The sequence below is a fragment of the Niveispirillum sp. GW835-FHT14G11 genome, assembly GCF_058793615.1.
Window position 1 is genome coordinate 182,484 of sequence record NZ_JBXAFZ010000002.1, and the last position, 22,103, is coordinate 204,586.

At 63.3% G+C, this 22,103-nt stretch carries 17 protein-coding genes; 7 read left to right on the plus strand and 10 right to left on the minus strand.

What is annotated here, in order from left to right; all coding sequences use genetic code 11:
* Nucleotides 1–16: 16 nt before the first annotated feature.
* Together AC1Q7F_RS04420 and AC1Q7F_RS04425 are read right to left on the minus strand one after the other, a co-directional pair.
* Nucleotides 17–1,381 (minus strand): HlyD family type I secretion periplasmic adaptor subunit, encoded by a 1,365-nt coding sequence (locus AC1Q7F_RS04420; RefSeq protein WP_492504205.1) that lies wholly within the window; start codon nt 1,379–1,381, stop codon nt 17–19.
* Nucleotides 1,350–3,596 carry a peptidase domain-containing ABC transporter gene (locus AC1Q7F_RS04425; RefSeq protein WP_492504206.1) on the minus strand — a complete coding sequence of 749 codons (2,247 nt, stop codon included), beginning with the start codon at nt 3,594–3,596 and terminating at the stop codon, nt 1,350–1,352. Before AC1Q7F_RS04425 ends, AC1Q7F_RS04420 begins: the two co-directional genes overlap by 32 nt.
* Nucleotides 3,597–3,790: 194 nt before the next feature.
* On the opposite strand from AC1Q7F_RS04425, the gene AC1Q7F_RS04430 reads away from it, so the two are divergent.
* From AC1Q7F_RS04430 to AC1Q7F_RS04440, 3 genes are read left to right on the plus strand one after another with little or no spacing between them, the layout of a single operon-like run.
* A complete protein-coding gene (locus tag AC1Q7F_RS04430; RefSeq protein WP_492504208.1) occupies nt 3,791–4,651 on the plus strand; it encodes an ABC transporter permease in 861 nt (286 codons plus the stop codon).
* A 6-nt stretch (nt 4,652–4,657) separates the two neighbouring features.
* The gene (locus AC1Q7F_RS04435) at nt 4,658–5,407 is read left to right on the plus strand and encodes an ABC transporter ATP-binding protein (protein WP_492504210.1); all 750 of its coding nucleotides are present in this window, start codon (nt 4,658–4,660) and stop codon (nt 5,405–5,407) included.
* A gap of 36 nt (nt 5,408–5,443) precedes the next feature.
* The gene (locus AC1Q7F_RS04440) at nt 5,444–7,666 is read left to right on the plus strand and encodes a glycosyltransferase family 2 protein (RefSeq protein WP_492504212.1); all 2,223 of its coding nucleotides are present in this window, start codon (nt 5,444–5,446) and stop codon (nt 7,664–7,666) included.
* Between the two features lie 21 nt (nt 7,667–7,687).
* Here the strand turns inward: AC1Q7F_RS04440 and AC1Q7F_RS04445 are convergent, their stop codons facing one another.
* The 6 genes from AC1Q7F_RS04445 to AC1Q7F_RS04470 all read right to left on the minus strand — a co-directional run bounded on the left by AC1Q7F_RS04445 (nt 7,688) and on the right by AC1Q7F_RS04470 (nt 13,239).
* Nucleotides 7,688–7,975 carry a hypothetical protein gene (locus tag AC1Q7F_RS04445; protein ID WP_492504213.1) on the minus strand — a complete coding sequence of 96 codons (288 nt, stop codon included), beginning with the start codon at nt 7,973–7,975 and terminating at the stop codon, nt 7,688–7,690.
* A gap of 12 nt (nt 7,976–7,987) precedes the next feature.
* Entirely contained in the window at nt 7,988–8,884 is an 897-nt protein-coding gene (locus AC1Q7F_RS04450; RefSeq protein WP_492504215.1) for a hypothetical protein, read from the minus strand.
* A 119-nt stretch (nt 8,885–9,003) separates the two neighbouring features.
* Nucleotides 9,004–9,309, minus strand: a complete 306-nt coding sequence (locus AC1Q7F_RS04455; protein ID WP_492504217.1) for a hypothetical protein — start codon at nt 9,307–9,309, stop codon at nt 9,004–9,006.
* 91 nt (nt 9,310–9,400) lie between these two features.
* Nucleotides 9,401–9,958 (minus strand): NUDIX hydrolase, encoded by a 558-nt coding sequence (locus AC1Q7F_RS04460; protein ID WP_492504219.1) that lies wholly within the window; start codon nt 9,956–9,958, stop codon nt 9,401–9,403.
* A 43-nt stretch (nt 9,959–10,001) separates the two neighbouring features.
* Complete coding sequence (locus AC1Q7F_RS04465) at nt 10,002–10,970, minus strand: GDP-mannose 4,6-dehydratase (RefSeq protein WP_492504221.1); 969 nt, start codon at nt 10,968–10,970, stop codon at nt 10,002–10,004.
* 115 nt (nt 10,971–11,085) lie between these two features.
* Complete coding sequence (locus tag AC1Q7F_RS04470) at nt 11,086–13,239, minus strand: glycosyltransferase family 4 protein (RefSeq protein ID WP_492504223.1); 2,154 nt, start codon at nt 13,237–13,239, stop codon at nt 11,086–11,088.
* Between the two features lie 233 nt (nt 13,240–13,472).
* On the opposite strand from AC1Q7F_RS04470, the gene AC1Q7F_RS04475 reads away from it, so the two are divergent.
* Nucleotides 13,473–14,444, plus strand: coding sequence for a GDP-mannose 4,6-dehydratase (locus AC1Q7F_RS04475; RefSeq protein ID WP_492504225.1), 972 nt, complete (start codon nt 13,473–13,475; stop codon nt 14,442–14,444).
* 18 nt (nt 14,445–14,462) lie between these two features.
* On the opposite strand, the gene AC1Q7F_RS04480 is transcribed toward AC1Q7F_RS04475, so the two are convergent.
* Complete coding sequence (locus AC1Q7F_RS04480) at nt 14,463–16,433, minus strand: glycosyltransferase family 4 protein (protein WP_492504227.1); 1,971 nt, start codon at nt 16,431–16,433, stop codon at nt 14,463–14,465.
* A 251-nt stretch (nt 16,434–16,684) separates the two neighbouring features.
* On the opposite strand from AC1Q7F_RS04480, the gene gmd reads away from it, so the two are divergent.
* A complete protein-coding gene (gene gmd, locus AC1Q7F_RS04485) occupies nt 16,685–17,725 on the plus strand; it encodes a GDP-mannose 4,6-dehydratase (RefSeq protein WP_492504229.1) in 1,041 nt (346 codons plus the stop codon).
* A gap of 243 nt (nt 17,726–17,968) precedes the next feature.
* Here the strand turns inward: gmd and AC1Q7F_RS04490 are convergent, their stop codons facing one another.
* Nucleotides 17,969–18,265, minus strand: a complete 297-nt coding sequence (locus AC1Q7F_RS04490; RefSeq protein WP_492504231.1) for a hypothetical protein — start codon at nt 18,263–18,265, stop codon at nt 17,969–17,971.
* A 744-nt stretch (nt 18,266–19,009) separates the two neighbouring features.
* On the opposite strand from AC1Q7F_RS04490, the gene AC1Q7F_RS04495 reads away from it, so the two are divergent.
* Both AC1Q7F_RS04495 and AC1Q7F_RS04500 read left to right on the plus strand, forming a co-directional pair.
* Entirely contained in the window at nt 19,010–20,785 is a 1,776-nt protein-coding gene (locus AC1Q7F_RS04495; protein WP_492504233.1) for a hypothetical protein, read from the plus strand.
* Nucleotides 20,786–20,826: 41 nt separating this feature from the next.
* Nucleotides 20,827–22,074 carry a DUF4214 domain-containing protein gene (locus tag AC1Q7F_RS04500; RefSeq protein WP_492504235.1) on the plus strand — a complete coding sequence of 416 codons (1,248 nt, stop codon included), beginning with the start codon at nt 20,827–20,829 and terminating at the stop codon, nt 22,072–22,074.
* Nucleotides 22,075–22,103: the final 29 nt, after the last annotated feature.

Genomic DNA, 22,103 nt, shown 5'->3' on the forward strand with positions numbered 1-22,103 from the left:
ACCCGGCTTTCCAGGATCACGGCTCCCGCAACCCTTCCTGGGTGTTGGCGATGACGCGGTCAAGAAGGTTGGCGATGATCGGACGGCTCCCCACCACGATATCCGCTTGGAGCGGCATTCCGGGGATGAGACGCAGGTTGTCGGGTACGTTACGCAGATCGACCGACTTGATTTCGGCCCGCACCTTGTAATACCGCTCCGGGGCGACTGTCCCGTCATCACGCTGGGCGAAGCTGTTCTCGCTGATTGACCGCACCTCGGCTTTCACCGTGCCGAAGCGGGTGAATTCATAGGCGTTCAGCTTCACCTGCACCTCGTCACCCACCTTGACGAAGCCCTGGTCCATGCCGGCCACGTCAGCTTCCACTTCCAGCATGGCATTGGTCGGCATCAAGGTGACCAGCACCTCACCCGACGGTACAACAGAGCCGGCACCGGCATCGGCCACACTGACCACGGTGGCGTCGGCGACAGCCCGCAATTCCACCAGATCGCGACGGAACTCGGCTTTGGAAAGGCCGTCCTCCACCTCACCCAGCTCCGTGCGCTTGGCTCCCAACTGCGTAGTCAGTTCCGACCGCCATTCCTGGATATAGGCCTCCCGCTCGGCCTGGATGCTCTCCAGCTCGTGGCGGGAAGTACGGACCTGCTGTTCACTGTTGGACAGGTTGCGGGCGATCTCGGCTTTGGTGTCCTGGGCGATCAGCACGTTCAGGCGGCTGCCCACCTCCTTGCGGGCCAGTTCCGACCGCATGCCCTCGATCTCTTCGCTGACCTTCAGACGGGCGCGGTAATGTTCCGCGTCGCGCAGGCCGCTGGTGATCAGACCGGTGGTCCCCTGGATTTTCTGGTCGAACACCGCCAGCCGCGCCTCGCGCTCCGCCGTCCGCGCTTTCCAGATGGAATATTCGTTCATCGCCGCCTGGTTTTGCGGGTCCGGCTCTGCCATCGGCTGTTCGGCCTGTTCCGCCTCCAGCCGCGCCACCTGGGCCTGCAACGCCTGGCGACTTGCCCGCAGGGTGGAGACGTCGGCCGAGGACAGGGTCGGGTCCAGCGTCACCAGCAGATCACCCTTTGCCACCAGCTCGCCCGGACGCACCATGATTTCGCGCAGGACGGTGGCCTCCAGCGGCTGGACCAGCAGCGTCGGTGTGCGCGATACCAGCCGGCCCGATGCCGACACCACCCGGTCCAGATGCATGACGGTGCTGAGAACGATGGCCGCGACCAGCATCAGCACCAGCACATGAACCGTCATGCGCAGTTTTATCGGATAGGGCGCGCCGGTGATCTCCGCCATGTGCGACTGGAAATCATTGATCGCCTGATCGGCGGCGTTGTCCCTGCGGTCAGGACGCAGGACCAGTGATCGACCGTTCATGGCTTGCTCCGGGTTGCGGGGACTGATGGCGGTTCTGCTGGTACCAGAAATGACGGTAGATGGCGCAACGGTCCAGCAACTCCTCATGGGTGCCCATGTCGAAGACGCGGCCACGCTCCATCACGATGATCTGGTCACAATCAACCAGCGATGCCAGACGGTGCGAGATGACGATCATCGTCCGCCCGTCGGCAATGTGGCGCAGGTTGTTGTTGACGATGGCTTCGCTGTCGGGGTCCAGCGCGCTCGTCGCTTCGTCCAGGATCAGGATCGGCGGATCCACCAGCAGTGCGCGCGCAATGGCCAGCCGCTGGCGCTGGCCGCCTGACAGGTTGGTCGCCCCTTCCGTCAGGACGGTGTCATAACCGGCCGGCAGACGTTCGATGAATTCCTCTGCCCCGGCCAGCCGCGCGGCTTCGATGATATCCTCGAAGGTGGCGTCGGGTCGGACGATGCCGATATTCTCGCGAATCGTACCGGTGAACAGGAAATTCTCCTGCAGCACCACGCCCAGATTGGCGCGCAGATGCGACAGGTCCATCTGGCGCAGGTCCGTTCCGTCGATCTTGATCAACCCGTCATAATCCTGGTGCAGCCCCTGCAGCATCCGGGTGACGGTGGTCTTGCCCGATCCGCTGCGCCCCATGATGCCGGTGACGCTGCCCGGCGGCAGGTGGAAGGTGACGCGGTCCAGCGCATAGGATTGCGAACCGGGATAGCGGAACCGCACCTCATCAAAAACGATGTTGCCCACAAAACGGGGGCGCAACCCGTGGGTGGAGCGGGTGTCCTCCGCCGGCACATTGACCAGCGACCCCACCTGGGCGAACGCACCCTGCACCTCCTGCACCGATTGCAGCAGGCTGGCGATCTGCACAAAGGGCTGGGTGATTCGGCCGGCCAGCATAGTGAAGGCCACCAGTGCCCCCACGGCAACCGCCCCTTCCTGGGTGGTCAATGCCAGATAGCAGCCCAGCAGCAGCGAGCCGGAATAGATCAGCTTTTCGACCGGCTGGAGAAGCGTCTGTGGCAGGTTGGTCAGCAGGCTCATGTCGCGATGGGCCTTCACGGCCTCGGCGGCGGCATCGTCCCACTGGTGGCGGCGTCGCCCCTCCAGCGCCAGGGTCTTGATGGTGCGCATCCCGTGGATCGTCTCGATCAGCAGCGATCCCTTGCGCTGTTCCGCCAGCACCACCCGCGCATAGGACCGCCCGATCGCGGGCAGGAACAGCAGGATGATGACGAACATCAGAATCGCCAGACCCAGCACGAAGAAGGTCAGCGTTGTATGCATGTAGAACATGACCGGCAGCAGCACGATCAGCACGGAGCTGTCCAGCAATGTGGTGAAGGCCTGGCCGGTCAGGAACGTGCGGATGCGGTTGGCCTCACCCACCTTGTAGCTGATCGTCCCCGTGCTCTGCCGTTCGAACACATCCAGCGGCAGCCCGATAAGGCGGTCGAAAATATAAGTACCGATGCGGGCATCGACCCGGGCCGTGCCCTCCGCCACCAACCGGCGACGCAGATAGCCGAACAGCGTGTCGAAGACGATCACGAAGAGCATGCCCACGGCCAGCACGAAAAGGGTGGACATACGCTGGTGCACCAGCACGCGATTGACCACCAGGAAATAGAGCAGTGGCGGCACCAGCGCGAAGAAGGACATGGCGATCGCCGACAGGCCGACATCGCGATAGATGCGCTTGTCCTTGCCCAATTGCCGCACAAGCCAGCCCAGATTGAAATCGCTGCTGTCCATCGTCGCCGTCTGCTGGCGCTTGAACAGGATGACGTCCCCGTCCCAGATTTCCGCCAGCCCGACCATGTCGTAGGGCCGAGGCTGTCCGCCATCCATGGGATGGCGCAGCACGACGACCGGCGGCGATCCGCCGGCGTGGCTGGTGATCAAAACGCGGGCTGTGCCGTCGCGCAGCCGCAGCAATGCCGGAACGGCACGGCCCAGCCGCATCAGATGCTCGAACCGCATGCGTGTGACCTTGGCGTTCAGCCCCGATCGTTTGGCGGCGGCGGCGATCACCGATGGCGTCACCTCGTTACCGTCACGCACATTTTCACGGATCAGCTGTTCGCGCGACAGGTGCAAGCCATGGTGTCGTGCGATAAAACGCAAACCCTCCAGCATGCTGTGGGCCTCGATCGGCGATACGGTCGCATCCCCCTCGGCCGCTTCAAACCCCGCTTGCACCATCATCGTCCTTCCGGCTGCCCTCCAAGGGCCTGCGACGCGAAGGTGGCGGGTTCGGCATGGTGGTGTCAAGCACGGCCGGAGTTCACCCGCCCCATCATAACGCAGGGGCGGTTCCCACTACGGCGGGTATAAGGCTTTGATCAAAAATAACGATGCTATATATGTGCCCTGATCGAGATCGAGGAGAGCGTCCCACCATGTCGCAACAACGACCCAGCCCGGTATCGGGCGGTCGGGGCTGGTATGGGGGGTTCGTCGCAGACGGCACCCCCTCCTTGGCCGCGGCCCTGTCCGACATGATGCGGGGCTTGGCGTCGTGGCGCATCTGGCTGAGCCTAGCCACGGGTGACGTTCGCCAGAAATACCGCGGCTCGATCCTGGGCCCCCTTTGGGTCACCATCAGCATGGCGGCGTTCACGGTGGGCATCGGCGCCGTCTATGCCAACCTGTTCAATATCGATATCCACGCCTATCTGCCACATGTCGCCATCGGCATGGTGACCTGGACCCTGATCACCGGTCTGGTCAATGAAAGTTGCATGGCCCTGATCGGGGCGGAAGGGTACATCCGGCAGATGCGCCTGCCGCTGACCGTCTTCGTCTACCGGGTCGTGGCACGCAACGCACTGGTCCTGTTGCATCACGCGCTGATCATCGTGGGCGTACTCATCTGGTTCGCCGTGCCCGTGTCGCTGGTGGATATCGGCCTGGCGGTGCTGGCCCTGCTGCTGCTGCTGGTCACGGGGTATGGCTGGGGTCTGGCGCTGGCCTGCATCTGCATGCGCTTTCGTGACGTGTCGCAGATCGTGGCCACATTGATCACGGGTGCCTTCTTCATCACGCCGGTGCTGTGGAAGGGCAGCTTCCTGGCCGCCGGCCACCCGGCCCTGATGTTCAATCCGTTCTATTATCTGGTGGAGATCCTGCGCCAGCCACTGACCACGGGACATTCCGATCCCATGCACTGGCTGGTATCGGGCTTCATCGCCTTCTCGGGCCTGTTGGTTGGCCTGCTGATCTTCCGCGCCTCCCGTCCCCGCGTCGCCTATTGGATTTGATCGCCCATGCCCGTCCATATCCGACTTGAAGATGTCGCCGTCCGGTTCCAGATTTTCGGGCTGCACGGGCGGTCGTTGAAGAAGACGGCGCTGAACCTGTCCACCGGTGGGCGTATCGGTGCGGAGCCGGGGGCGCGTGTCCATATCGATGCGCTGTGCGGCGTCAACATGGACCTGGGCGAAGGCGACCGGGTCGGCCTGATCGGTCATAATGGCGCGGGCAAAAGCACGCTGCTGCGGACCATGGCCGGCATCTATGAGCCAACCGCGGGCCGTGTCAGCGTCCAGGGCCGGGTCTCCCCCATGTTCGACCTGATGCTGGGCATCGATCCCGATGCCACGGGGCGGGAGAATGTGCGCCTGCGCGGTCTGCTGCTGGGCATGAGTGCGGCGGAGATCGACTCCTACGCCGGGGATATCTGTGACTTCTCCGGCCTTGGTGGCTATCTGGACCTGCCGGTAAAGGTCTATTCGTCAGGTATGCTGCTGCGGCTGATGTTCGCTGTGGCGACGGCCATCTCTCCGGAGATCCTGTTGCTGGACGAATGGATCACGGCCGGCGACGCCGCCTTCATGGAACGTGCCGAACACCGGGTGAATGCGCTGATCGACCGCGCCAGCATGCTGGTCATCGCCAGCCACAGCCGCCCGCTGGTGGAACGGCTCTGCAACAAGGTGATGGTGCTTGAACATGGGCGCGTCGTGGAATTCGGCCCGCTGACACCGGCCCTTCTGGACCGCGCTCTGGCGGCGTAGGCTGGCGCACCCTGCTCTTCGGGAATCAGGATTGGCATGCGCATCGTCGGGCACATTGAAAGCTACGTGGATAACGTCCTGGTCGGCTGGGTCTGTGTGCCGGACAAGCCGGATCAGCGGCTGATCCTGGCGGTGGAATGCGACGGCGTGCTGCTTGCCGCCGGACTGGCCAACCTGGACCGTCAGGATGTGGCTGCCGCCGGTCACGGCGACGGCCAGTGCGGGTTCCGTATCCAGGTCCGTCTCCAGCCCGGCCGCCCGGTCATCGTGCGGGATGTGGCGTCGGGCATTGTGGTGTTCGGCGATATCGGCCGGATGGCTGGAGCGGCGGCGGATGCGGCATCGCCGCTGCCCCTGGGGATCATCCAAGGCAATGTCGACAATACCCTGGGCGCGGTGATCCGCGGTTGGTGCTGGCGACCGGACCAGGCCCAGCGCCATGTCCGGGTCGAGGCCTGGATCGACGGTCAGGTTGTGGCGTCCGCCATGGCGGACGAGCGGCGGGGCGATCTGATCAATGCGGGGCTCGGCGACGGTGACCATGCCTTCAGCCTGCTGATGCCCTATCGGACCCTTGATGGTCAGGAACGGTTGGTGGAGATACGCGCAGAGGATGGAAGCCTTCTGGCCGGCAGCCCCCTGCCCTTCATTTGCCTGGGCGCCGGCCCGATCCCGATGCTTCTGGAACTGGCCGGCCGGGTAGATCCGGCCGATGCCGAAGCAGGCCGGCTTGCGGCATTGCTGCGCTGTTACCTGGAGCAGGTCGGCCGCATCCTGCCGGCCAGCATCGGCTTTGGCGACTATGTCGAATGGCGGGACGCGCTTTTGCCGGCGCAAGCCGACGATATCCCTGAAATGTTGGCGGCCACCCGGCCCGGCCTTGCCGCCGTTGCTGTCCGCATGCACACGAAGGCAGGGACAGCCGTGATGGTGGTGCTGGACGAGGGGGCCGTGCTGCTGCCTGGTGCCCTGGCGCGCGCAGCGCATGCGCTGGAGGCCAGCGGCGCCGATATCCTCTATGCCGATGCCGAGGTGCCGGCGCAAGCCGGGCCCCTGCCCTGGTTCAGGCCGGACTGGAGCTACGATCTCTGCCTTTCCCAGGATTATACGCGTGGCCTGACGCTGCTTCGCGAGTCCCTGCTGCATGATATCGGCCCCTGCCCCTCGGCCACGGCCCTGCGGCTGCGGGCATTGCTGCGGGCGGGGCCGCATGGACGCGTCCATCATCTGCCCGAGGTGCTGTGCCAATTGCGGATGATGCCGGGCCCCCTGCTGGCGGCGCATGCGGCCCAGGAAGTGGTGACCCATTTGTCGGCCCGGGGCGCCAAGGGTGCGCGCGTCCTGACCATCGATGAGCGGGAGGGATTGCGGAAGGTGGATTGGCCTACCCCGCCCGCCCCGCCCCTGGTCAGCCTGCTGATTCCAACACGCGACCGGCTTTCGCTGGTGCGTGCGGCGGTGGAGAGCATCGAGGCTCAACCCGCTGGTGCGCCCTATGAGATCATCATCATCGACAATCAGAGCCAGGATCCTGAAACCCTGGCCTGGCTGGAGCAGGGCCGGCTGGCGCAGCGGTTCCGCGTCGTGCCTTATGACGCGCCCTTCAACTTCGCCGACATGAACAACCGTGCCGTCACGGAGGCACGGGGCGAACTGATTGGTTTCATCAACAATGACGTGGAACTGATCAGTGCCGGATGGCTGGCGACCGCCGTCGCCCTTCTGTCCCGGCCGGAGGTCGGGGCGGTGGGCGCGCGGCTGCGCTTTGCCAATGGCATGATCCAGCACGGTGGCGTGGTGGTGGGCACGGGTGGTCTGGCGGAGAATGCCTTCCAGACCGTGCATGTCGATGACGACGGCTATTTCCACCGCAGCCGCGTAGCAGGCAATTACAGTGCTGTGACGGCCGCCTGCCTGTTCTGCCGCGCGACCGATTTCCTGGCGCTGGGCGGGTTCGATGCGCGCAACCTGCCCGTCGCCTTCAACGACGTCGATTTCTGTCTGCGTCTGCGCGACCGCGGCAAGCTGATCGTCTGGACCCCGCACATCGACCTTTACCATCTGGAAAGCGTCAGCCGCGGCCGCGACGCCACCCCGGAACGCATGGCGCGGGCGATGAAGGAGGAATTGTACATGCGGCGGCGGTGGGCCCATGTGGCCGTTCGCGACCCCTATTACAATCCCAACCTCAATCTCGACGGGGTGCCCTTCACGGGTCTGGCCCTGCCGCCACGCCACCGGTGGGGGTCCGACGCGTAATCCGGGGCGGCGGGCCTTACCTTACGATGTTGCCGTGTTTCCTGCCAACCTCGCGGCCAGCAGGTCGCGCTCGGCCAGGGCGGCGTCACGCTCCGCCAAGGCGGCGAAGGTCAGTGGCGACAATATCTCCGTGAGGGGAAAGCCGGCGGCGACGCCCGATGCCACCGGCTCGGCCGTGCCCACGAACTCCCCCAGGATGGTGCCGTCGTCGGCCTGCGTGACATAGCGGAATTGCACATGGGCGCCAGTCAGGCCGCCATTGCGGTCCCACCGTGCCAGGAACTCATAGGGATGCTTGGTCGTCTGCATGGGGATTCTCCTTCACGATACCAGGGCGCCGTCGGGCCAGCGCCAGTTGGTTCCATCACTTATGGCCAGCCGCCTGTTGGTGGCGCCGTCGGAGACATAGGCCAGGCCACGCGCCGTGGCGGTCGGCAGGGTCGCCACCGTGTAGCTGGGCAGGACCGGCACCGCCCCGAAGGCGATCCGCCCGCCTGTCGTGGCCAGGATGGGGTCGCCACCATTGCTGCCGGTGACAGTGACCGCGCGGTTGGCGCCGGCTGCGGGCAGCACCCGCAACCCCTCGGCCCCCACCGCACCACCCAGGGTGATGGTGCCGTCAGCCGCCACGCGGGCGCGTTCCACGGACGCCGTGGCGCCGCCCTGTGCCGTCTTCAGACGGATATCCTGGCTGCTGTGGGTGCCATTATGGGTGTTGTGGACGAAGACGCCGCTGTGACCGCCGCCATCCGCGACCGTCAGACCGACGGCTGCCACGCTTGTGGCCAGGTGCGCCGTTGTGGGGACAAGGCCCAGATAGTGCCCGCCCCCGGTTTGCGGCCGGATCTGGAAGCTGCCATCGTCGGCGATGCGCAGCCGCTCCACACCGCCAGTGGCCAGGGCCAGCATGTTCGCAGCGGGGAAGAACAGACCGGTATCTGCATCGCCGGTCGGGCACATGGCGGGTGCCGCAGCCGCCCCCGCCGCCAATGCGACCATACCGGTAAAGGCAGGCGAGGCCAGCGGCGCCTTGGCATCAAGCGCGGCCTGCAGGCTGGTGACGTCGGCGACCCCATGGCCGTGCGTAGAGGCGGACAGACCCGCACGCAACGCAGCGACGGTTGTCCGGACGGTGGCAGCACCGTCATCAATAGGAACATTTTCAGATCCAGTCAATGTGCCCGCCGGCGGCAACTGATGTATGGCGATATCCGACATGCCTCACCTCCTGACAAGGCGCTGGCCCAGGCGCGTGGTCACCACGCGCCCGGACCGGGTGGTCAACGATGCGCCGGCGCGCAGGACGGGCGCCAGCAGACGGCCGATCCGCGCGAGCATCACGACATCTCCGAAAGATGCAGCGCGCCATCAAGGCCCACCCGCAGCGTGGCCAGGGATTCGCCAGGGATGACCCGGAAATATTCCGGGGCGCCCGCCGGCAGATAATGGCTGTCGGTGGTGGCAACGGGGGCCGGCCCGAAGGCCAGGAAGCAAGGCGCCGTGGAGACGAGCCGGATCACCCTTGTATCGGCGGCCAAGGGTTGTGCCGGCACGGAAGCCGCACCGACGGCCAGCACCTGCGCCCGCTCCGGCCGCAAGGCCTGGATACGTTCACCATAATCATCCATGGGTAGCACGAGCATAGGTCCGATCCTTTCGGGAGGATGACAAGTGAGAATGTCATCTCCAGATATAGGATAAAGAACCTATATGTCAATAATTATGAACTACGCCCTATGGCGCTGGATTGACAGCTCCCAGCAAACCCAGCGCCACGCCCAGCGCATGGGCGGACACGGCGATGCTGTTGTCCCGCAACGCCTTTGCCAATTCCTCCCGGCTGAGCACAGCCACGGTGATCTGTTCCAGGTCACCCGGATCGGGTGCCGCGACCTGATGGGCGCCGGTGGCGTGGAACAGGTGATCCACGCCACCGCCCTGGTTGCCATTGCGCGTGAAGGAACCCAGCGGACGCCAGCCGGAGGCGGTGTAGCCGGTCTCCTCCAGCAGCTCCCGCTGTGCTGTGGCCAATGGCGCTTCGGATGGATCGACGCGCCCGCCCGGCAGCCCGATGCAGGATCGGCGCGCACCGTGGCAGTAAAGCTGCAAGATCACCACGCGATCATCGGCGGTTTCGGCGAAGACGCTGGCGGAATCGCCGACGACGATCTGCTCGTAATCATCGACGATGCGCCCATCCGGCAACCGGACGGTCTCCACCGCCACCTCGATGCCCCGCGCCGTCCGCAGCAACAGCCGGCGTTCCAGCACTTCCCAGGGATCATCCGGCATCTGCTTCCACCATTTTCCGGGCTTGCCGGGTGGCGCCCGAAGGCTATTCGCCCCGCGCCACCCGGACACGCCAATGATCCAGGATATCGGCCAGGGTTTGGGACCAGGTATAGCGGGGTGCCCAGTCCAGCAGATCCTGCGCCCGGTCGGCATTGCCCAGCACCAGCGGCGTATCGCTGGGCCGCATGCGGCTATGGTCGGGCACCACCTCGATCGGGACGCGGGCCATGGCCAGCAGCGCATCCAGCACATCGCGCATGCGCCGCGGCACCCCGGACGCGAAATTCACCACGACGCCATTGGGCAGCGTCCCTGCCCGCTCCAGCATCCGGCAATAGCCATCGACGATATCGCGCACATCCAGGAAGTCGCGTTCGCTTTCCAGATTGCCCACCTTGATGACGGGTGGCTGCAGGCCGTTCTCGATTCGGGCAATCTGGGCAGCGAAGGAGGAAAGGGCGAAATCCTCCCGCTGGCCCGGCCCGACATGGTTGAAGGGCCGTGCCAGCAGGACGGTCAGCCGATCGGGTGACCGCAGCCGCAACGCCATCTCCGTCGCCACCTTGATGACGGCATAGAGGTTGGTCGGGTCCGGCAGCACCATCTCGTCAACCGCCCTCCCGCCCTGGAACGCTCGTCCATAGACCTCCGAACTGCCGGCGAACAGGAAACGACCACCCGGACAATGCCGGGCCATGGCATCGGCCAGGCGCAAGGTGGCGAACAGGTTGACGCGCCAGGCACGATCCGGGTCGGCCACGACCGCGGCCAGGGTCGACATGCCGGCCAGATGGATGATGTCGGTCGGCGCCACCTGGCGAACAGCAGCCTCGATCTGGTCGCCATCGCCCATGTCGAGTGCCAGCGGCTCCACCCCGGCCAGGCCAGGGTCGATGCCGGCCCGGCCGCAGGCGAAGACGCGGCCGCCGGGCGGAAGCCGCCGGACCAGTTCCGACACCAGATGCCCACCGACGAAGCCGTTCGCCCCGGTCACCAATATCCTGCGCGGCATGTCAACCGTTCCTGCCGATGACTGAAGCACGAATCGCTGTCTCCAAAGCCTGACCCGGACGCATCACAAAGATGTTCGCGTGTTATGCCGCATGGCCCCGCCTGTTCTCAAGCGGTCAATCCAGCGTCACCAGGCTTTCCAGCGCCTCCAGCCGCTGGCCCACATCGTCGGCATCAACCACGACCAGGGCGCTGATCCCGATCCCCAGCAGGCGGCCATCCTCCTGCTTCGCGGCTTCCCCGTCGAGCAGCAGCGTCAGGCTGAGCCCGCCAAATCCGGCGGCGGCCGGCAGCGGCGTGCATTCCAGGCTGGTCAGATACTTGGTGCGGGTACCGATATTCAGCTTGCGCACGGCACCACAGGGCGCGCTGACCGTCAGCACCGTTCCGGGCAGCCCTGACGGGCGGCGCAGCAGCAGATAGACGCGGACACGCCCGGAACCTGGCGGCGGCGTGGCCAGTTCCAGCAGCAGGTCGAGGCGGCTGCTGCGTCCCCGCGCCCAGGTACCCCAGGCCTCGGGACTGTGCCAGCCCTCGGTGCAGATAAGCTGATGATCGGGCCGTTCCCGTGCCACCGCTTCGGTGCTGAGGATCAGCGCCTTGCGCTGAAGCTGCACCAGCTCACCACGGCCGGCGACGACCACGGGCGGCAGGCTGGCCGGCGCCTTGCGCCAATAATCAACGATCTCCGCCACGAACTTCGCGGTGACCATGTTCCAGCTGCGCGGCTGGAACCGGGTGCGGATGGCCGTCTCCAACGCCGTCCGCTCATCCTTGTTGAAGATCAGCCGCTCGATGGTCCGGTAGCCGTCATTGACATTGTCGGGATCGATATAGGTGCAGAATTCATGGCCGACCTCGGGTACTGAGGTGGCGTGCGACGCGACGCAGAGCTTGCCATAGGTCAGACTCTCGCCCACCGGCAGGCCCCAGCCCTCGCACAAGGTCGGGAAAACGGTAAACAGGCAATTCTTGTAAAGGACCTGCAGGTCGGCATTGTCCAGGTCGTGCAGCACATGCACATGCCCGTCCAGATTGCGCGACGCCTGCAGCTGGCCAAAGAAGTCTTCGACCCGCCATCCACGTCGCCCCACCAGCACCAGCTTGGGCACCTGCCCGCGCGGATACCGCTTCAGCAGTTCGCGCCAGATGCGCAGCAGATAAACGTGGTTCTTGCGGATTTCGATGGTGCAGACACACAGCACATAGGGGCCGCCGATCGCCTCCAGGCGCTGGTTCGCGCCATCACCGGCCAACTGCTGTGCCGTCTCGCCGCCGGGATGCATCTCATGCGCCAGGGGGATCGGCTTGATGGTCTTCGCCGGCAGGCCGATGGCCTTGTAATAGGCGGCGACCTCCTGTGCGGTGAAGGCCGAGATGGTGAAGATCAAGTCCGTGATCTGCGCGACCAGGGCAAAGCTGGACACGAAAATGTCCACCAGGCTGCCGTCGCAATATTCCGGATTGTTCAACGGAATCAGATCATAGATGTAGACGCCGACATGCACGCCACGGCTGCGCAGGGAAGCGATGAGATAGACCGATTCCGGCAGGCACCAGAAGGCGCCCAGCACGAACAACATGTCGCCGCGCACGATATGGGCCGGCCGCAGCCGGTCCGTGTCAGCGATCATCCGCACATAGGCGATCCATTCCGCCTCCGGAACCGCGTTGTTGGTGTCCAGATGGTCGAGCAGGCTGGCCAGTACCGGCCCCGGCATCTCGTAATATTCGAGCGCTTCGGCCGAGGTAATGCAGAAGCGGCTGTTCAGCTCGCTTCCGGCCAGCAGGGCGCGAACGATTTCGCACTGAACCCGCTGGATGCCGGACACGGTCTTGTGATGGCGCAGGTAAAACAGGAAGTCCGACAGGTCCAGCCAGACGACCGGCCCCGTCGCCGGGGCGGAAACGGGTATTGGGGTGGAAACCACCGCCGTGTCGCCGATCGCAGACCGCAGGGACTGCGACAGGGGCAGCGTGTAGATCTGGTCGGCATCGACCCGCAGACCATCCAACGGCACGCCGGGCGGCAGCGGCACGCGGAAGGCATGCCAACCATTGCCCTTGCCCGCCGCCTGCAGGTCGGCCCGGTAGAGTGCGGCACTGCCGGCACTCACCAAGCGCCCGCGGCTGTAGATGCTGACCGAAACCGGCGCGTCGGAATCCACCCGACGCGCCCAGCCGATCAGCACGCCTTCGGCGACGAGATCGACATGGCCTTCATATTGCGGCGTGCCGCCCGTCGTTTCGCCATCATCCTGGGAAGTCATGAGGAATATTTCCACTTGCTGGATCAACACCTTGGGCCGGAGAATGCTGGCCGGAACCGTTCAGCGTCAAGAAAAGCTTCAATGATCATCAATACATAGAACGCGTTCCCAATGACACGGGGAAATAAGGGTGGCCATCCTCGCGCATGGCACGCCCCGCTTGATCGTGGTCGGCCCAAGCGGCTATCACTTGCAGGGTCGGCCCATGCATGGGGCCCCTTGCGAGGTTGATGATGAGTAAAGTCGCATTGATCCTGGGCATTGGCGGACAGGACGGCGCCTATCTGACGCAACTGCTCCTGTCGAAGGGCTATGAAATCCACGGCACGTCGCGGGACGACCAGGTGCGTGGCTTTGACAGCCTGCAAGCACTCGGGCTTCGCGACAAGGTACAGACCCACTCGCTGTCATTGAGTGATTTCCGAAGTGTTTTCAAGGTTCTACGCAATGTTCAGCCCGATGAGATCTATAATCTGGCCGGGCAGTCTTCGGTAGCACTGTCCTTCGACCAGCCTGTGGAGACGTTCGAGAGCATCACGGTCGGGACGCTGAACATCCTGGAATGCCTCAGGATGCTGGATCGGCCGATCAGGCTGTTCAATGCCGGCTCCAGCGAATGTTTCGGCAATACCGCGGTACCCGCCAACGAAGGAACGGCCTTCCAGCCCCGCAGCCCCTATGCTGCGGCCAAGTCGGCGTCCTTCTGGACCGTCGCCAATTATCGCGAGGCCTATCGCCTGCATGCCTGTTCCGGCATCCTGTTCAATCACGAATCGCCGCTGCGGCCCCATCGCTTCGTGACCCGCAAAATGGCATCCGCGGCAGTGCGGATCGCCAATGGCAGTGGTGAGCGGCTGTTGCTGGGCAATATCTCCATCCACCGTGACTGGGGATGGGCACCGGAATATGTGGATGCCATGTGGCGCGTCCTCCAGCATGACACGCCACAGGATTTCGTCATCTCGACGGGCCGGACCTATTCGCTGGAGGCCTTCCTTGCCGCGATCTTCGACGCGGCGGGACTGGACTGGCACGACCATGTCACGGTCGATCCCAAGCTGTTCCGGCCATCGGACATCGACTGGATCGCCGGCGACCCCGGCAAGGCTCACCGCCTGCTGGGGTGGGAGGCGTCGATGACCATGCCGAAGATCGCCGCCGCCCTGGTCGCCCATGAACAGGCCCTGCTTGCCGCCGGCACCTGACCACAGGAATGTGGCTGGTCAAATCCCGAATCGTGCCAGCACCGCCCGGTAATGCTGCCCGACGGCCTGCGGCGAATAGCTGTCCCGAACCAGTTGCTGCCCCGCCCGCGCCAGCCGACGGCGCGCCACGGTATCGCCCGCCAGACGACGCATCCACCAGGCGGCGTGGTCGATATCGGGTTCAGCCCAGACCTGCCCGACCCCGAATGGATATTCGCCTTCCTGCACAGGCCGCATGCGATGATCGACCAGGGCCGCGGTACCTGGGGTGGTGAAATCCAGGTTGCCGGAAAAGCCGGTGGTGATCACCGGCAAGCCCAGCATCATCGCTTCCGCGATCGCCCGCCCGAAACCTTCGGCCCTGTGCAGGGACACGAAGATGTCGCAGGCGCGAAACAGGTCCAGGACGGCGCCACGGTCAAGCGTCTGCCGGATGATGGTGATGCGGGGATCATCGCCGATCTCGGCATCGATCAGCGCCCACTCTTGCGCTGCCATGGTGGCGCGCATGGTCTTCAGAACCAGCCCGACCGGCTCCGACCCGGCCGGGAAAGCCGACTTGAATGCCCGTACGCAGGCCAGTGGATTCTTGCGCGCCAGCATGGACAGGCTGTCGAAGATGAACAGGAACAGCAATTTCTGTTCCGGCAGGCCCAGCTGCGCCCGCCGCAGATTGGCCGTCGCATCGGTGGCCACCGCCATCGGCATGTGCCGCACCGGCTTGGGACTGTCCTGGATATAGGCATTGTAGGTATAGCGGCTCGACGCCCAGACCTCATCGACCATGTCATAGGCATGGTGCCATTCCGCCGGCCATGCCGGCAATTCCCATGGCCAATAGCCGATGACAGGGCGTCCGGTCAGCAGCGTATTTCCCTCGGTCGCCTGCAGCCGGGCCATGTCCATGCCCGTCATGCACAACAGGTTGACCGTATGCGGCAGACCCTCGGTGATGAATTCGGCGGCGCTCAGATCCCCCTGGGACGCACCGTTACCCGGGGCGATGTCCAGGATGCTGCAGGAAATGCCGGCGGCCCGCAGGGCCAGGGCGGCCATCCGCACATCCTCGCCGATACCGAACTGGCCCCTGGCATAGCCGATCAGGTTGACGCCGGGACGGGATGGCACGGGACTCTGCCGCGTGGCCGGTGTTGCCACCTGTTCCTGCGGGGGCTGCGACAACACCCGGCCGAGGATCGGATAGTGACCCACCCCCTCGCCTTGCGCCCAGGAAAGCAGCTTTCCGGATTGCGGGTCGGCAAAGCGGCAGCGCAGATCGGCATCGACCTGCCATACCCAGTATAGCAGGTGCGGCAGGCCGGGCGCCGCCGGTGATGGCTGCCGCAATGCCGCGCATTGCGCCTCATCCACCATATCCAGAAGGTTGAGTTCCGCGACCCCGTTGAGGAAATACCATCTGATGAAGCTCTCGCGGCCATCGGCGGTGGCGAGGGGGAAAGCCTGCCGCAGGTCGGGACGGCCGGCATGGATATGCATCATCATTCGCGTCAGGGGAACAGGCGTCCCCTCGGACGATATCGCGGCGGGCTGATTGAGGAAGGCTTTCTGCTCAGCCGTGAAGAAGCGGCCGAACTGGTGATCGACAGCCCCCTGCAGAAAATACCACCAAACGAACCCCTGCTGTCCGGCCGGATCGGCCAAGTCATAAACAGACTTCAGATCCGGACGCATCGACCAGATGAAGCGCATGAACCGCGTCAGCACCGGCAGGACGCCCGGCAACGCCCCCGCCGCCGGTTCACGCAGCCAGGCAGGGGAAACCACCAGCGGCTCCTCTGCCAGCGCCTTGTACTCCTCCTCCCCATGCATCAGCAGCCACCATTGGAACCAGTCCGGATCACGGGCGCCGAGTTCCTGCAGATCGGTCCGCGTCGACCAGATGGTCCGGATAATGGTATCGCGGCGACGGCGAGCGACCGGGTCGGCGGTCTCGTCGCTGAAGGCGGGATATGGGGGCGGCGCGGTCATGGTGGGGATTTCAGGTTGAGATGTCTCTGGCTGGAGAAGACATCATGTGCCGTGACGATGCAAGGGATCACGCGACCACTACCAGAACGGGCGATAGACGAGTTCCCGGAACCCGTTGATGACAGTTCACAATCCGGGCCCAATGCGGTATGTGCAGCATTCAACGCTGCTGGCGGGTGGGCCGGACGGCACGGGTTTGCTGGATGGCGCGGAAGCCGACGCACCGCGGTGCCATAGGGGGAGAGTTGAGCATGTCGCGTAAGGTTGCCTTGATCACCGGCGTCACCGGTCAGGACGGTGCGTACCTGTCGGAACTGCTTCTGTCGAAGGGCTATATCGTCCATGGGCTGAAGCGCCGTTCCTCCTCGCTGAACACTGCCCGCATTGACCATCTGTATCAGGACATCCATGAGAAGGATGTGCGGTTCCAGCTGCATTATGGCGACCTGACCGACAGCACCAACCTGATCCGCATCGTCCAGGAAACCCAGCCGGACGAGATCTATAACCTGGCCGCCCAGAGCCATGTGCAGGTCAGCTTCGAGACACCGGAATATACGGCCAATGCCGACGGCATCGGCACGCTGCGGCTGCTGGAGGCGATCCGCATCCTGAAGCTGGAGGGCAAGACCCGCTTTTATCAGGCCTCCACGTCGGAACTGTACGGGCTGGTGCAGGAGGTGCCGCAGCGGGAGACGACGCCGTTCTATCCGCGCAGCCCCTATGCGGCGGCCAAGCTCTATGGCTACTGGATCACGGTGAATTACCGCGAGGCCTATGGCATGCATGCCAGCAACGGCATCCTGTTCAACCATGAAAGCCCGATCCGCGGCGAGACCTTCGTGACCCGCAAGATCACCCGTGCGGTGGCCGCCATCCATCATGGCCAGCAGGACTGCCTCTATCTGGGCAATCTGGACGCCAAGCGCGACTGGGGCCATGCCCGCGACTATGTGGAGGGCATGTGGCGCATCCTGCAGCAGGATGTGGCAGAGGATTACGTGCTGGCCACGGGTGAGACGCACACGGTGCGCGAGTTCGTGGAACGCGCCTTCGGCCATGTCGGCCGTACCATCGAATGGAGCGGGTCGGCGGTGGACGAGATCGGCCGGGATGCCGCCAGCGGTGCCGTGCTGGTGCGCATCGACCCGCGCTATTTCCGTCCCACCGAGGTGGACCTGCTGCTGGGCGATCCGGCCAAGGCCAAGGAAAAGCTGGGCTGGACCCACACCACCCCCTTCCCCGACCTCGTCCGTGAAATGGTCGAGGCCGATGTGAAGCTGCTGGCCTGAAGCCCACTATTCCACCCGATAAGCCACAGGTGGCCCCCTACCTGGGTGAACGGCGCGCGGTACTGGATCGATCCCGATCAAACGCCGCTGCGACATATTGTCGATGCGAATGAATGACCTGTGGTCATTCATTCGCATCTCTCGGTCGACAATGTCCAGATCTGTGCGCGGCATGGTAACAGTCGACGCCATATCAAAAGGCACCGCGTTTTCGTGTCACACCGGCGTTGGGCTCAATAAGCGTCAAGTACCATCAAATCTTGGCTTCGCATATTGCTGGTTGGCTTCGATATATTCCTTGAAGTAACCCGGTTTGATGCCGATGAAGATGCTGCGGTTTTCTGGATCGGTCGGCGTTGGGAACTCAAGTACAGTCTCGAAGCCGAATGATTTCAAATAAGCGTGCATGCATAGGGAATTGAAACCCCATCCGGTCTGGGGGCAATGGCGGCTGGCGCTTGACAGCTCCATAATAGAGTGCGACGGCATGAAGCCGGCGAACGCACCGACCTCGAGGACGGTCTGCCCCTCGATACCCATTCCATAATAAATATCGGCTGAACGCTCCGTCCCAGATCGATGTGATGGAACCATTTCAGTTCCGCCATTCCCTTCCGAATCTCATTGGGATCTAATTCCACTCTCCATTTCAGATCCAGACCGAACATAGTCTGTATCCGATTTTCCGTATAAGAAACAGATTGATCGTCAGCAACGATGGTCGCAAACGCAGTTGCCATGGTCAATGAGTCCGTCGCGGGTCGCCACAAAGGGAGCGAGCCCCTCCGTCACGCCAACGTGGTCGTCCTTGACACTTCGGCATGGGTTCGGTGCGCACCGAGTTTCCAATACTCGTCAAGTCCCTTTGTATTTTCATGTCATCTATTGATCATCGCCTGTTTTTTCTTTCCGAAGGCCGCCATTCGCGCTAAAAAGTCCTCGCTTGTCTCTTGGGTGCGCAGCGTCTGTGGCGAGCAGGGCGATAGTGTTGCGGGGGCTTATCACTAAATGCTTACCTATGGATCGTTGATCGTCGATATCTGGGCCGCTGAACGCGGCGCCTCCCGATTACGGGCAGGTTTCGTGGCTTTTCTGGCGGCCTGCCCCCTTCACGGGAGCCCCCAGGGGGGTGACGATGGCCCTTGAAAGGCAATGGCGCCAAAACCCGTACGCGCTGGCTGGCTGGTATGCCCCGTAATCCTAAACCAGTAATAAACACGATTTGGCCCCGGCGGCGGCACGACCCCCGCAGCGGTGTCCGCATTGGATTATTTGGAGATATAGATGGTACGGGATGATCAGGCGTCCAGCAGACCCAAGGGTCGCATTTTCTGGCTCGGCGCCCACAAGCTGCTTGTCAACACGGAGTTGCCGCGCCTGCGTGCGCTGGGCTATGAGGTCTTTTATCCCCCTTACCTCAGCCATATTCTCGATCAAAGTGCCGCAAGTGTTTGGGATCGCAAGCAACCGACAACATTGCCGCCTGAAATTTATGACAAACTTTCCAGGCACAACTTTTTTTATGATTCGATTAATCCGGTCATTGCCGAAATCCTGAACGAATATTTTGATGCTGTAGTTGTGACTATTGTAGCGCGCTGGGCCGCTGAGCTTTTGCGTGTATTCAACGGCACGATCGTTTTCCGCGCCTATGGTCAGACGCATCTGTTGAGTGACGAGTTCGAGGATGCCGGCGTGCGGCCGCTGATCGAGGGGCGGACCAATTTCCACTGCTGCCCGCATGCGCAGGAAACGCTGGAGGGGGAAGCGGATTGGCTGCGTCAGCGTAGCACTGTCATTCCCTACTGCCTGACCGATGAGGTCTATGATGTCCGGGGCTCTTGGCACAGTTCGTCCGAGCGCAACGACCAAATTCTGGTGACGGCCCCCAATATCCTGGGCAATCCATTCCATCGGGCGCATTACGATTTCCTGAAGGAATATTTCTACCAGAAGCATTTCCGCTATTGCGGTGTTCAGCTGGTCGATATCGACGATGATCAGGTGGTGGGCGTCCTGGGACGTCATACCCAGCTGTCGATGTTCGCCAACGCTGCCGGCTATCTGTATACCTACCGGGATTCCCGCGTCTGCTATCTGCCTCCCGTCGAGATGATCGTCATGGGGGGACCGGTCGCCTATTTCAGCGGTTCCCTTCTGGCGCGCTATATTGGAAAAGGCGGGCCGGGCGAGGCGACGTCGGTAATGGATGCGCACCGGATCACAGCTCGCTTGCGAGCCAATGACCGCGTCTTCATCGAAGAGGTTCAGGCATCCCAGGCCCATGTTGCGGATCTGTATGACCCTGCCCGCGTCTGGCCGGTTTTTGATCGTGAGATGCAGCGGATGCTGGGCATGTATCCCGCTGGTGCACTTTCGCGGCCAGCAAGCCGTGAAGACCGGCTGCGTCAACTCGTTCGGGCCGTCATCGACGCGGCCGATCCCTTGCTGCTGGCGCAAGAGGGTGCGGCCATCGCATCGTCGCTGGCGACCAGTATCCTGCATCGCCCGCCCGCGGATACCGAAGTCCAGTATCTGCGATCGGTCCTGCAGGAGGAAGGGACCGTTGCCGCCTTGAAGGAGGTGATCGCGCTGAATAGCGGGTCGCGGGAACTGCTGGAACGGCTGGTCGAACATCCGGCCCCCCCGCAGGCAGGTGTTGCCGACCTTTACCGTGATTTTGCCCCGCCCGGGTCCTTTATCGGTATCGGCCGCTGGAGCTTCAACGCCGGTGGAAACAAATGCATCCGCGTCGTTGACCGCGGGGAGATCGGATTTGTCATTTTCGGCCCCTATACTGCCCTGCCTGTCGGGGGCTTTCGTATCGATCTGCGGGCCCGGATCGCACATTCCCATGTCGTCGCCGGTGTCGTGGATGTGTGCGTCGCGGGCGATGTCCGGGCAAGTCGGCAGATCAGCAGCAGTTCATCGCTGTTCGAAACGTTCATTGTGGAGTTCGAGGTGACCGATCCCGAACAGCGCTTCGAATTCCGGGTCCAGTCAAACGGTTCCGTCGACATGGAAATCGAGAGTCTGGTGTTGATCCGCACGAGATCCTGATCGCCACCATCGCACAAGCCAATGCATTAAAAGGGCCTTCCATGATTCCGTCGCAGAATATCTTGTGCCTAGGCTGTTACGACCCGGTTTCCCGGCAGGAAGCGAACCGCCTGACGACGCTTGGATTTGCCGTGACGGTCGATCCCGGTACAGGGCGGGTTGCCCCCCTGCGCCACCCGGCCCTGCGACCCGATATCCTGTGCGGTTACCATGCGGTTATCATCTGGAATGATCTTTCAGTTCTGACGGAAGTGATCAGGGTTTTCCCTGGCACGATCATCTTCCGTTCATTCGGAACCGAAATGTCGATACAAAGTGTCCTCTGGCAAGCCTATGTGCAATCCATCGTGCAGGCGCGGAACAATGTGCGTTTCGTGTTCTCTCAGCCGGAGGATTGCGCACGCGAACAGGCCTTTCCCTTCATCAATGCCAGCTGGACACCACAGACCGCTGCCGAGATTCCTGAGCATATGTACAATTCCTGGGAGGTCCGGGCGGGGGTGGATCGTCCGCTCGCCCTTCTGGTGCCGGCCGCTTCCGGCAACCATTCGACAAGCCGCATGCAGCGCTTCATTGACGAGCGCTTTGGCTCCGGTCCCTTCCAGACGATCGAGGATCAGCGGGACAACAGCGACGCACACCTGACGCTTCGGGAATCCGCCGGACTGCTCTATCCGTTTGTTGACGAACCGGAGATGTCGCAGACCGCGATCTGTATGCTGTTGCTGGCCGGACCGATCATTTACCTGCACGGCAGCCAGCTGCAGCGTCGGATCGGTGCCGGTGCGCCTGGTGAGGCCGCGACCATTGATCAGGCCCTGGAACATTGTGAACGCCTGCGCAGCGGCGACCGCCACTTCATCAATCAAATTCTGCATGCGCAGCTTCCGGCGTCCCGGCACTACCATCCGTCCAATACCCTGCCGGGGTTCGACGCGCATTTCGGGCGCCTGCTGACGGCCGCTACGACACGGATTCCCGAGGATGACGAGGCCCCGCTCTTTCATGAGGCCGGCCATTGGAGCGGACTCAATCTGGTACAGCATCTTCTCAAGGCGGTCGGCCAGCAGGCCGGGGGGGATGAGGCGCTCCAGCGTCAGTTCCTGGAGTCGATGTATCATGTGATCCTGCAACGGGAGCCCGACGCATCCGGATTTGCCAACCATATGGAATATCTGGCGGAAGGTGGTCGGCTGGATATTACGATGAATGCGTTCCTGAATTCTGCGGAGGCCAAGGGAAGATGGCGTGAGATTCCGCTGATTTCATGGTTGATGACAGAAAAGTAAATATTGCAAAATCCAATGCATCCCTCTGC